This is a genomic window from Staphylococcus gallinarum (assembly GCF_029774255.1).
GTDB lineage: Bacteria > Bacillota > Bacilli > Staphylococcales > Staphylococcaceae > Staphylococcus > Staphylococcus gallinarum.
Map to the genome: position 1 here is coordinate 1,667,691 of NZ_CP069082.1, position 12,761 is coordinate 1,680,451.

Here is a 12,761-nt window from a genome sequence, read left to right on the forward strand (position 1 = left end):
CTCATTTCTATTTATAACTTAAATTCATCTACAAGAATAATACTGCTAATACCCACAGTATAGCTGTAACAATAACTATAAAACTAACGACTACAGCAAGTTGTAGTGGTTCTTTATCTTTACTTCTATATGTTGGTTTATGCTCACCTGAAAAAGCCGCAATGACTTGATCCAAATCATAATCCGCATTGGGAATTTCTTCTTTGTGTGCTTCAATAAGTTGATCCGAATCGATATTCACTGCCTTAGCATACTTTATAATAAAGCCTTCAGCATAGTTTTGATTTTTCAGTGAAGCAAAATCATTATTTTCAATCAATGTCAGTGTTTTTCTTTTAATTTGTGTACGAGACTCTAATTCATTTAATGTCATACCTAAACGCTCTCGGCGACCTTTTAAAGTTTGACCTATTGAATTCAAAGTTGTAAAGCCTCCTTTAATAAAATGTAATTAATTTGATTATTCAAAAAAGCCAAAACCGCCACCAAAACCATCATCGCTAAAGTCTAAATTGTTTTTACTTTTAACTGTTTGTTTTTTCATTTCTTCATAATGGATTTCTTGATTTTTATTTTCTCTTAATTCAATAATATAATCAAAATCTTTCATTTCGTAATCACTTGTTTCAACAAATAAATCTGGATGCTCAACTACCTTAATAGCCGGCAAACTCATTACTTCCTTCACAAGATCCTGGTGCTTTTGACTTGATTCACGTGCTGTAACTGCACCGTCAATAATATAGACATGGTCTGAGTCATATTCACCTTTAATCAACGAACTTCTCACAGTTTGCTTGATTAAAGTAGAACTGATAAACAACCATCTTTTATGTGCACAGACACTTGCTGCAACGATAGATTCTGTCTTTCCTACCCTTGGCATACCCCTTATACCAATTAATTTATGACCATCTTCTTTAAATAATTCAGCCATAAAATCGACAAGTAACCCTAAGTCTTCACGTTCAAAACGAAATGTCTTCTTGTCATCGGCATCTTGCTCTATGTATCTACCATGACGGACAGCTAAACGATCACGCAGTTCTGGCTTTCTCAATTTAGTAATCGAAATATCATCAATTTCCATTACAATGTTTTCAAAGCGATTTACCTTTTCTAAACTATCAGTCTTGATAAGTAAACCACGTCTACTTTCTTCAATACCGTTTATAGTGACAATACTAATCCCCATCATACCAAGTAAACTTGAAATATCACCTAATAATCCAGCACGGTTCATTGTTATCTCATATTCTAAATACCATTCTTTTCTAGTAGCGACTGCCATGAAATAAACACCCCTTCGTTTCAAAACAACAGTTATTATTTATAATAGCTTTGATAAAAATAAACGTCTAGTAGAAACAATAAATTAAAATTTATTATAAATATAGAGCTATTCATTTGTTACTTTATCATTTATTGTAATCACATTATAGCACTGAATGTACATGAGTTGGATTGTTTTTTCAACAGTATTTAAATTTATAAATACCAAGCTCCATTAACTTTTTGAACAGTACCCGTGATGCTCTTGGCATAAGGATGACAAAGATAACTACATGTATGCGCAATTTCTTGAGGGTCAATCAAACGCTGTTGTGGCAATGATTCAACCATTTCTGTTAATGTATCATCATCAAATACTTGTGTCATGCGCCCACTGACAAAGCCAGGTGCAATCGCATTAACTGTAACAGTGCTTAAGGCCAATTCTTGACTCAGCGCTTTAACAAAACCGATTTGTCCAGCTTTCATTGCGGAATACACCGATTCTAAACTCGCACCAGTTTCACCCCAAATGGATGAGACTACAACAATGCGACCGTTTATACTTTGTCTCAATTGATCAATAAAGTATCGACAAATACGCATGAGTTGACGAAGATGTAACGTATAACTTTCATCAATCATCGCATCTGTCATATCTTGTAACATACCGTATAAAGCTTGCCCACTGGTGTATATCAAACAGTCTAAATTTTGAACAAAATAAAAATATTCATCTAAATTGTCTACTTTACTTAAATCACATTGTACAAATTGTACTGCTTGTCCTTGATAGTGCTCTTGTAATGATGATAAATCAGCTTGATTGTAGTGAACAATAACTTCATAGCCATCAGACAATAGGCGTTCGGTAATCGCTGTACCAATTGACCCAGAGCCACCAATCACTAATGCTTTCATGTATTATTTCATCTCCAGTCGACTGTCGACCATCTGTTCTAGATTCAGACAAGTCTTCGCTGTTTCATTCACACTTTCCAAAGTAATACTTTCTACTATGTCTAATAAATCAAATAGACTGACACCTTCAAAGTGAAGTTTTGTATATTGATTTGCTATATACTCTGGAGAATTTAATCCTGAAATAAATTCTCCTATAAATTGTTTCTTCAATAATTCAAATGCATCATTATCCTCAATATTACCTAACTTATGCTCTAATTCGGTAAGTAATAATGCTTTTAATTCACCTGGTTTTTGTGTTGCACTTGTCACGATAGAGAAACTGTATGTAGGTTCAAGTACAAATTGATATCCAAATGTCTCGTCAATTAAATCTTGATTGAGTAACGTTTGATAAAAATCTGTCTCTTCACCGAATACCATCTCGAAAAAGAGTGTCATTTCAAGGTCACGACGTACGTATGTCTCTGATGGTTCATTCTGTGGAACCTTATTTTTAAATCCAAGCATTAGACGTGGTGATTGTAATTTCATTGTCTCAGTTACAACAGCTTCACTTACTTTCTCTTGTTCAATCAGAGGATCTCTCACTATTTCAGGTTGATACTCTTTATCTCTCATATCCTCATGTTCAGCTACGACACGATAAATATGCTCAGGATCTACATCTCCAACAACGAATAGCACCATATTTGACGGATGATAAAATGTTTCATAGCAAAGATATAAATCATCTTTAGTAATTTGATAAATACTTTCAACACTACCTGCAATATCGACACGAATTGGATGTGTTTGATACATTGCTTTTAGCGTGTTAAACATTAATTTATATCCTGGCTGTTCTTGATACATTTTAATTTCTTCAGCAATAATACCTTTTTCCTTATCAACAGTTTCCTTTGTAAAGTAAGGTGTCTCTACCATAGTCAATAATCGTTTAATATTGCGATCCACGTTATCAGTCGCACTAAACAAGTAACTTGTACGGTCGAAACTCGTAAAGGCATTAACTTGTGCATTATCTTCTGCAAATGCAGTAAACAAATCTTCTTCTTCATTTTCAAATAATTTATGTTCTAAAAAGTGCGCCACACCGTCTGGTACTGTTACATATGTATCACTGCCATGAGGCTTAAACTTATTATCTAACGATCCAAATTGAGTAGTATATGTGACAAAGGTCTTTTGGAATCCTGCTTTTGGAATAATAAATACCTTCAAACCATTTTCTAATTCTGCTTCAAAGACCCGCTCATCTATTTGATCATAGTATGTTTCCTTCACGATTCACTACCTCCTTTCGTCAATATATATATCGTATCGAGCACTGTTGCTTGTGCAACCTTGATGACATCTTCTCTTGTAACATGCACTATTCCTTCAATATACATATCTTCGGTTAAATCCTCATTTAATAAAATATTATTATTTAAAATCTCAATAATACTCTTTGCTCTATCTTGTGACTCTTGTCTTTGTGAAACGATAACCTTTTTGGCTAATGCCAATTTACTATCATCAAATTGACCTGCTTGGATTTTATTAAATTCTTCAATAATGGTATCTTTTGCAACTTCATATTTATCACTCGAAACACCACTTAATACAAACATATATCCATTTTTACCATCAATTTGAGAATGAATCGAATACGCTAAACTTTGTTTTTCACGGACTTCATTGAACAGTACTGAAGAAGGGTCGCCTCCAAACATAATGTTAAATACAACCACTGCAAAATAATCTGCTTCTCCATATACTGTTGGCAGTTTAAAGCCCATATTTAACTTAGCTTGGTCTACGTCATCTTCTTCAAGGATTGTCTGAGGCAACTCATGATTCGTTAACATTGGTGTCACAGTAGTAAGTTCAAATGGTACTGTTTGAATATTAAAATATGTGTCTATTTGAGATTTTACTGTTGTTTCATCCACATTACCGACTACATAAACGGCACAAAAGTCGTCAGATAACATAGATTGATATGTATGGTATAAGGTTTCCGGTGTTATGTTGTTAATATATGAAACTTGACCAGTTGCAAGATGTCTGTATGGGTGGTCTCCAAACATATGCTTTAATAAATTTAAAAATGATATCTGTGATTTATTATCGACCATAGCTTCTAATTTCTTGGCTAATAATGTTTTTTCTTGTGCTACAAAGTTCTCATTGAACTGATTGTCATTTACGAGAGGATTCCAAACAATTTCCTTTAGTAGTTGTAATCCCTTTTCAAAAAGAGGTGTTTGATCCTTTAAGTAACGTTCATTTACGAGTTCTAAAGATATGGTAATTACATGTTTATCTTTAAATTTTGTAACGAAACTATTAACATATGCACCATATAAATTAGACAAATGACGATTAAAGTCTTTATCCGTCGGCCATTTTTTAGTTGCTCTCACTAATAATTTACTTAGTACTGACCTTGCTGTCATGGTTTCATTATCTAGTGGTGCCATAAACTTTAACGTAATGGTGGTTGTCTTAAATTTAGACGTTGGCATTACTTTGATATGTAAATCATTTTGTCGTGTGTTTTTATTCAAATTGTCATGCCTCACTTTCATAATTTTGTTATTATAATCTATTTCTAACCGTTTTGAATTTAACTAAACTACTTTTGAAATAATTAAAAGAATAAAATATTGGTTTTTCATCTTGATCATAGTGCACGAGCTTTAATAACATTAAACCTTCATGTGGTGATGCATCTAATACATCCGAAATATGCGGTTCATAACTTATCGACTCTATTTCTGTTTCAGCATATGCTATCTTTGTCGATGAATTGAGTTCGATGGCTTCTAATAATGACTCATTACTATTTTGATATTGAGCACAAGTTAGTAGTCGTGTCGGTACCTTGTCTAAACAGTAAACAACTGGTTGTTTATCTGCCGTTCGAATACGTTCGATGATTGTGACATAATCTTTTTCAGGTAAATTTAAAGTTGTCGCATCTAACGAAGTTGAAGGCTTTTCATCAAAACTAATGAATTCTGTTCCAGGTTCATAACCCTTTGCTCGAATCATTTTACTGATACTAACTAACTCACCTAATGGATAAAGGAATGGGTGCTGTGATTTAACACTCGCACCTTCCTCTAAATTATTTGATAACACTTGTTCAGTAATGAGTTCATCAATAGCATCATAAACATCGTCTGTTTTCACATTTAGCTTTCTTGCTATAGCAAGGTGACTTGGTAACTGCTCACCATATTGAAAATCACCTGATTTAATTTGCTGTATTAACCATTCTTTGACTTTATAAACTGAAGTAAGTTCCATATTTACACCTCATCACTATCTAAATCCACAAGAATTTGTCTAGGTTTACTACCTTTTTGTGGTCCGATTACTTGATTACGCTCTAAATCATCCATCAATCTAGAAGCTCTGTTATATCCGATTCTAAACTGTCTCTGTAGTAACGATGTACTTGCCTTTTGTTGTTCTAAAACGAATAAATATGCTTCATCGTAAAGTGCATCCTCACTCTTCATATCAGCTTTATCCACTGGCGCATCAGGTTCCATTTCTTTAACATAATTCGCCTTTTGTTGTTCTACAACATAGTTAACGACTTCTTGTACTTCTTGATCACTTAAGAAAGCACCTTGTACACGTGTTCTAGTTGACCCACCATTGGCTACATATAACATATCCCCTTTTCCGAGAAGTTTGTCAGCACCGCCACTATCAATAATCGTTCTTGAATCGGTTTGTGAGCTCACTGCAAATGCAATTCGAGTTGGTATATTATTCTTGATTAACCCTGTGATGACATCAACCGAAGGACGTTGAGTCGCAATAATTAGATGTATACCAGCAGCACGGGCCATCTGTGTGATACGTTGAATTGCATTTTCCACTTCTTTACCTGCTACCATCATTAAATCCGCTAATTCATCTACTATAACGACAATATATGGCAACTCTGACTGCTTTTCATCTAATTCATTATTCTGTTTACGAATCATTTCATTATAGCCTTCAATATTTCTTGTTGAACTGTGCTGGAATAAATCGTAACGACGTTCCATTTCAGCCACAACCTTTTCTAATGCTTGAGATGCCTTATGAGGATTAGTAACTACTGGAATTAATAGATGTGGTATGCCATTATATACATTTAATTCTACCATTTTTGGATCAATTAACATAAGTTTTACTTCGTGGGGTTTCGCGTTAAGTAAGATACTTGTAATAATGCCATTGATACATACTGATTTACCACTACCTGTCGAACCTGCAACTAATAAATGTGGCATTTTATTTAATTCAACTGTTATCGGACTTCCAGAAATATCTCTTCCTAATCCAACTTCCAATTTGTTTTTGGCAGGGAATTTTTCATCTAATACTTCTTTTAGAGATACAAGTGAAATCTTATCATTAGGAACCTCAATACCCACAGCAGAACGTCCAGGTATAGGTGCTTCAATGCGTACATCCTTTGCTGCTAATGCAAGGGCAATATCATTATGCAAATTAACGATTTTACTTACCTTTACACCTTGAGCTGGCTGAATTTCGTATTGTGTTACTGCTGGTCCAATCTTGATTTGAGTGACTCTGGCATCAACTCCAAAGTTTTTCAATGTTGTTTCTAGTAATTGGCCTTTTTTCTGTACTTCCGCTTTTGAAGTTGATTGTTGCTTTGCAGGTTGATTCAACAATGTTAATGGTGGTATTTTATATGCTTCATTTTCTACTTCTCCTGCTTCAGAAATCGAACCGCTATTGTCCGAAGTATTATCATGGTCACTTTCATGATCCGAATGAACATCTTCATGTGATTGATTTTCTGAGTTCTGTACTCCTGATTGATCACTTTGATTATTATCTTGATCAAATACACGTTTTGAGCGTTTCTTCGTTCTGCTCAATGTACTTGTTTCATCACTTTCACTATGACCATAGATTGGAATATCTGCTTGATTCGATGCTGACTCTGAATCTTGTACTTCAGGGAAGTTACTTACGTCTTTCATTGGTTCTTCTAATTCCAACTGTTTTTCTTGCTCAGCTTTTCTTTCTGCTTTCACTCTAGCTTTTGCGTCTTTTTTAATTTTATTTTGTTTTCTTTTTTCATGCATATTGGCAGATGCGTCTTTACTTTTACTTTTCAATTGTTCAAACATCATTTTAGAAACATCTCTGTGCTTTTGCTTTAACAATAAAATAATACTTGAAGCAATAAGTAATAATGTAATGATTATCACGCCGACTATTGAAATTAATGGGTTAAATAATGCTAATAAATAATGACCAATTAACCCTCCCCCAAAATTAGGGAAATGTGTATGTTCATATGATTTATATACAAACGATAATACTGGCTCTCGTTGCGCCTTAGTGTGATTTGTAAAATAAAAAATGATGTGCATTAAGAATAGCAAGGCGAATTGTAACACTACAGCGCCTACTGTTCTTCTAGTTTTAGGTAATGCTTTATAATATGTCATATACACCGTAGCAATTAATACTAATATATAAGTAAGAAATCGACTAGTTCCAAATAAATAATTAAAGAAACTGTCTATCATCGTTCCTACAATACCTAATTGAAAGGCTCCTAATCCTACTAATATAAAGATTGCAATAGCTAAAATATATCTTAACGGACTATCTGTCTGTTTCTTTTTCTGGCGACTTTTATTATTTCTAGTATTTGTTGATTTTTTCTTAGTTGTCGTTCTCTTTTTCGTTTGTGCCAAATTTCACACCTTCTTTTCAACTCTAATTTCGTCTATTTATGTAAGTTTGAATATGATATGTATTACTTTAAAACTCATACATATCTAACAGTACCTTTTCTCCATTCTATAACTCAAAACATTAACTTATTACATCAATATGATAACACAAAAGAGGCAAAGACTTATTCCGCTTCTGCTAGCTTTAAAGGTTGCGTCGTATTAATCATGGATTCATATCAAATCACAACTAATGACAGCAATCGACTTTTAAAATGTTAACCTAAGCGTTTGTCTTAACCTCTTTGTTTTGTTCAATTCTATTAAATTTCAGAAATAACTGGAATAATCATTGGACGACGTTTTGTATTTTCGAATAACAGTTTACTAATTTGGTCTCTCATGTTTTGTTTGATATCAGACCATTCTATTCTTTTCTCTTGTAAACCTAATTCTACAATCTCTCTTACTTTTTCTTCAGCTTCATTCAATAGCGCTTCGCTTTCTCGCACATAAACAAAGCCTCGAGATTGGATTTCAGGACCAGCTGCAATTCGTCTATTCTTAGGATCAAGTGTTACTACAGCGATAAAGATACCATCTTCAGCTAAGAGATGACGGTCACGTAACACGATATTACCTACATCACCGACACCAATTCCGTCAATCAATACATTACCAGAATTGACTTTTTCATTTAGAATCATTTCTTCACCATTGAAGTTAACAACATCGCCTTTTTCAACTAAGAAAATCTTTTCAGGTTGAACGCCTGCCTCATTAGCTAATTTAGCATGTGCAATTTGCATTTTAAACTCGCCATTAACTGGTAAGAAATACTCTGGTTTCATAATGTTAATCATCATTTTTAATTCTTCCATACATCCATGACTTGATGCATGTATCTTTTTATTATTTGGAATAATTTCTGCACCAGCTCGCACTAATTCATTAAGTGTATTTCCTACAATAACTTCCATATTTGCAGATGCCGTAATTGCCAAGAACACTGAATCTCCTGGTTCAATATTCATTATTTTATGCTTCTTCAATGCCATTTGATTTAATGCTTCCACAGGTTCACCTTGCATACCAGTAGCAATTATAATCACTTCGTTTTTAGGGTAGTTTTCAACTTCATTAATAGGTATTAATAAGTCTTTAGGTATATCGAAATAACCCATTTTACGTGCAATATTAAATGAACTTTCTAGAGAACGTCCCAAGAAAGAAACCTTTCTATTTAATTTGCTTGCAATGTTCAACACTTGTTGAATTCTAATAAAGTTTGATGCATAACACGAAACAATTAAACGCCCTTTAACTTTAGTAAATGCATCATACATATGAGATTCAATTACATTTTCAGGCGTATTATAACCTGGCTTCTCAGCTTCAGTAGAATCACTAATCAATGCAAATACACCTGATTCTCCAATTCCCGTCATTTTCTTTAAGTCTGGTGCATAATGTCCGTGTAAACTTTGGTCGAATTTAAATTCACCCGTATAAACAATTGCACCGTATGATGTATGAATACAAACGCCTAAACTATCTGGGATACTGTGTGTCGTGTTGAAAAACGTTATGTTTACACCTTTGAAACGCATGATAGATTCATTGTTTACAGTGTAATATCTAACTTTCTTGTTGACATTTCTTGCCTTCATATTCTCTTTGACTAAGCCGATCGTTAACTTCGAACCGTATACAGGTGCATCAACTTGTTCAAGCACATATGTAACTGCACCAATCGCATGCTCATGTCCATGTGTTAAGAAGATCCCTTTCAACTTGTCTTTATTTTCAATTACGTATTGAATGTCAGGAATTACTATATCTACGCCCAGCATTTCATCCTCTGGGAACATCAATCCTGCATCTAACATAAACATCTCATCGTCTACTTCAACGATATACATATTTTTCGCTATTTCTCCGACTCCGCCAAGAGGAATAATACGAATGTTATTATTATTTTTCTTTATTAAACTCAAAATGTTACCTCCTATTTGAATATCCCCGACCATATATAAACTCATAATTTATTATAAGTTAAAACAAGCTTGATGTACACTATTAAAGTAAGGTTTACATGCTTTAACACTAACTAGAATATATCAACTGATATCATTTTGAGTAACGTGTACCTACAGATTTTATGACATAGTACAATTTAATTAGACATGTTGTGATGTCATTCTTTCGCTAAAAAAAAAGAAACCAGCTTTATTGATTAGAAACTTAATCAAACGGATTTCCCGTCAACTATATTCCTAATCACAACTAGTTTCAAAATCATGCTAATATTTAAGCTTAAGATTCTTCTGATAACAATGCTTTATGTGAAGCATTGACACGACCTTGCTTATCAATTTCTGTTACTTTAATTTTAAATGTGTCTCCAACTTTCAAGACATCTTCCACTTTATCGATACGTTCATTCGCAATTTGAGAAATATGAACTAATGCATCTTTACCAGGGAACAATTCTACAAACGCACCATATTTTTCAATACGCTTAACTTTGCCGTCATAGACTTGGCCAACTTCAGCTTCACGTGTAATATCTTCAATAATACTACGTGCTTTGTCGATTGCTTCCTTATCTACAGCACCGATGACGATTGAGCCATCTTGTTCAATATCAAGTTTTACTCCTGTTGCATCGATGATTTCATTGATCTTCTTACCACCAGGACCGATGACATCTCTGATTTTTTCTGGCTTAATTTGCATTGTAACCACTTTAGGTGCATACATGCTTAACTCATTGCGTGGTGTGTCAATAGTTTGTAGCATATGATCCAAGATTGCTAAGCGACCTTCTTTTGCTTGTGCCAATGCTTCTTGAATAATTTCTTTAGTTAAACCATCAATTTTAATGTCCATTTGAATAGCCGTAATACCTTCAGCAGTTCCTGCAACTTTAAAGTCCATATCGCCTAAAGCATCTTCCATACCTTGGATATCTGTCAAAATAGTATAACTATCTTCACGAGTTACAAGTCCCATAGCAATACCAGCTACCGGCGCTTTGATTGGTACACCAGCATCCATTAATGCAAGCGTTGACCCACAAATTGAAGCTTGTGAAGAAGAACCATTTGATTCTAACACTTCACTTACCACACGTACTGTATATGGGAAATCTTGTGTATCAGGTATAATGTGACTTAATGCACGTTCACCTAATGCGCCGTGACCAATTTCACGACGTCCTGGAGAACGAACAGGACCTGTTTCACCAACTGAATAGTTAGGGAAGTTATAGTGGTGCATAAAGCGTTTTTGTTCTTCTTCTCCTAAACCATCAAGTATTTGATATTCACTTAATGAACCTAATGTAACGACAGATAACGCTTGAGTTTGACCTCTTGTAAATAGACCTGAACCGTGCGTTCTTGGCAATAAACCAACCTCTGAATCAAGCGGTCTAATTTCATCCGTTTTACGACCATCTGGACGAATTTTTTCGTCAGCAATCAAACGTCTTACTTCTTCTTTTACAAGATCATTCAAAATACTGTATACTTCTTTAATTAATGTTTCATTCTCTGGATCTGCTTCATCGATAAATTCACTTGCAACTTTTTCTTTCAATGCATCTAAATTGATGTCACGTTGCTGCTTATCAAAAGTTAACACAGTATCCTTCAATCCGTTAGCCTCAGTTAATTGTTTTACTTGTTCGATGAGTGATTCATCTTTTTCAACAGGTACAAATGTTTTCTTTTCAGGTTGAATATGATTAACGATTTCTTGTTGGAAATCAACTAGACGTTGGATCTCCTTGTGACCAAAGAAGATTGCTTCTAACATTTCTTCTTCAGTTATTTCGCTCGCGCCCGCTTCAACCATGTTTACTGCATCTTTATGACCAGCAACTTCTAAATCTAATCTAGAGATTTCCTTTTGTTCAACTGTTGGATTAATAATGTATTCTCCATCAATATAGCCTACGTTGACACCTGCGATAGGTCCTTGGAAAGGAATGTCAGATACACTTAATGCCATTGATGAACCTATCATTGCAGCCATTTCAGGTGAACAATCTGGATCCGCACTTAATACAGTATTCATAATTTGCACATCATATTTATAACCTTTCGGAAATAATGGACGTATCGGTCTATCGATCAAACGTGCTGTTAGTGTAGCTTCATCACTTGGACGACCCTCACGTTTCTTAAATCCACCTGGTATTTTACCTGCTGCATACATTTTTTCTTCATAATTTACCATAAGTGGGAAGAAGTCACCATCACGTGGTTCCTTTGATGCTACTGCTGTAGAAAGTACTACAGTATCGCCATAACGAACAAGCACTGCGCCATTCGCTTGTTTGGCAAGTTGTCCTGTTTCAATCGTTAAAGAACGATTAGCCCACTCAGTCTTGAAAACTTTTTTCTCTTGAGACATTACGAATCTCCTCTCATATTTCTAATAAGTCTATCATATCATTTCTACTATAAATTTAATATTAGTATCTTATTTTAGATTATCATTATATTAATTATAAAAAAGGGAAAGGACCTTTAAGGTTCTTTCCCTATCAATAAACGTCAAAAGATTAACGACGGATACCTAATGATTTAATTAATTCACGGTAACGTTGAATATCTTTGTTACGTAAATAGTTAAGTAAGTGTCTACGACGACCTACCATTTTTAATAAACCACGACGTGAATGGTGGTCTTTTTTGTGTGTACGTAAGTGATCGTTTAATGCACTAATTTCCGCAGTTAATACAGCGATTTGAACTTCTGGTGAGCCAGTGTCAGCTTCGTGTGTGCGGTATTCTTTAATTAATTCATTTTTTCTTTCTTGTGAAATTGCCATTGTCAATTTCC

9 protein-coding genes and 2 pseudogenes are annotated in these 12,761 nt (G+C 34.2%); all 11 read right to left on the reverse strand.

The window, feature by feature from the left end; translation table 11 throughout:
• Positions 1–28: 28 nt before the first annotated feature.
• Positions 29–421: a helix-turn-helix domain-containing protein gene (locus JN168_RS07835; RefSeq protein WP_042738828.1), complete on the reverse strand. Its 393-nt coding sequence runs from the start codon at positions 419–421 to the stop codon at positions 29–31.
• A 39-nt stretch (positions 422–460) separates the two neighbouring features.
• Entirely contained in the window at positions 461–1,291 is an 831-nt protein-coding gene (locus JN168_RS07840; RefSeq protein ID WP_042738829.1) for a DUF3388 domain-containing protein, read from the reverse strand.
• Between the two features lie 197 nt (positions 1,292–1,488).
• Complete coding sequence (gene ymfI / locus JN168_RS07845) at positions 1,489–2,193, reverse strand: elongation factor P 5-aminopentanone reductase (RefSeq protein WP_107527218.1); 705 nt, start codon at positions 2,191–2,193, stop codon at positions 1,489–1,491.
• Positions 2,194–2,196: 3 nt separating this feature from the next.
• Positions 2,197–3,483 (reverse strand): EF-P 5-aminopentanol modification-associated protein YfmH, encoded by a 1,287-nt coding sequence (yfmH, locus tag JN168_RS07850; RefSeq protein ID WP_279525745.1) that lies wholly within the window; start codon positions 3,481–3,483, stop codon positions 2,197–2,199.
• On the reverse strand, positions 3,480–4,772 hold the full coding sequence (yfmF, locus tag JN168_RS07855; protein ID WP_279525746.1) for an EF-P 5-aminopentanol modification-associated protein YfmF: 1,293 nt from the start codon (positions 4,770–4,772) through the stop codon (positions 3,480–3,482). Before yfmF ends, yfmH begins: the two co-directional genes overlap by 4 nt.
• Before the next feature lie 10 nt (positions 4,773–4,782).
• Complete coding sequence (locus tag JN168_RS07860; protein WP_042738833.1) at positions 4,783–5,496, reverse strand: GntR family transcriptional regulator; 714 nt, start codon at positions 5,494–5,496, stop codon at positions 4,783–4,785.
• 2 nt (positions 5,497–5,498) lie between these two features.
• Positions 5,499–6,953 (reverse strand): annotated as a pseudogene (locus JN168_RS14010) (DNA translocase FtsK); the annotation flags it as partial.
• 105 nt (positions 6,954–7,058) lie between these two features.
• Positions 7,059–7,928, reverse strand: a pseudogene (locus tag JN168_RS14015) (DNA translocase FtsK 4TM domain-containing protein); the annotation flags it as partial.
• Between the two features lie 302 nt (positions 7,929–8,230).
• On the reverse strand, positions 8,231–9,904 hold the full coding sequence (rnjB, locus tag JN168_RS07870) for a ribonuclease J2 (RefSeq protein WP_279525748.1): 1,674 nt from the start codon (positions 9,902–9,904) through the stop codon (positions 8,231–8,233).
• 319 nt (positions 9,905–10,223) lie between these two features.
• A complete protein-coding gene (pnp, locus tag JN168_RS07875; protein ID WP_229367153.1) occupies positions 10,224–12,329 on the reverse strand; it encodes a polyribonucleotide nucleotidyltransferase in 2,106 nt (701 codons plus the stop codon).
• A 151-nt stretch (positions 12,330–12,480) separates the two neighbouring features.
• Positions 12,481–12,750 (reverse strand): 30S ribosomal protein S15, encoded by a 270-nt coding sequence (gene rpsO, locus JN168_RS07880; RefSeq protein ID WP_042738837.1) that lies wholly within the window; start codon positions 12,748–12,750, stop codon positions 12,481–12,483.
• Between the last annotated feature and the right edge of the window lie 11 nt (positions 12,751–12,761).

Excerpts from the sequence above, each read along its gene's own strand:
- JN168_RS07840 (WP_042738829.1), bottom strand. The coding sequence starts at position 1,291 with ATGGCAGTCGCTACTAGAAAAGAATGGTATTTAGAATATGAGATAACA.
- ymfI (WP_107527218.1), bottom strand. The coding sequence starts at position 2,193 with ATGAAAGCATTAGTGATTGGTGGCTCTGGGTCAATTGGTACAGCGATT.
- yfmF (WP_279525746.1), bottom strand. The coding sequence starts at position 4,772 with ATGAAAGTGAGGCATGACAATTTGAATAAAAACACACGACAAAATGAT.
- JN168_RS07860 (WP_042738833.1), bottom strand. The coding sequence starts at position 5,496 with ATGGAACTTACTTCAGTTTATAAAGTCAAAGAATGGTTAATACAGCAA.
- pnp (WP_229367153.1), bottom strand. The coding sequence starts at position 12,329 with ATGTCTCAAGAGAAAAAAGTTTTCAAGACTGAGTGGGCTAATCGTTCT.
- rpsO (WP_042738837.1), bottom strand. The coding sequence starts at position 12,750 with ATGGCAATTTCACAAGAAAGAAAAAATGAATTAATTAAAGAATACCGC.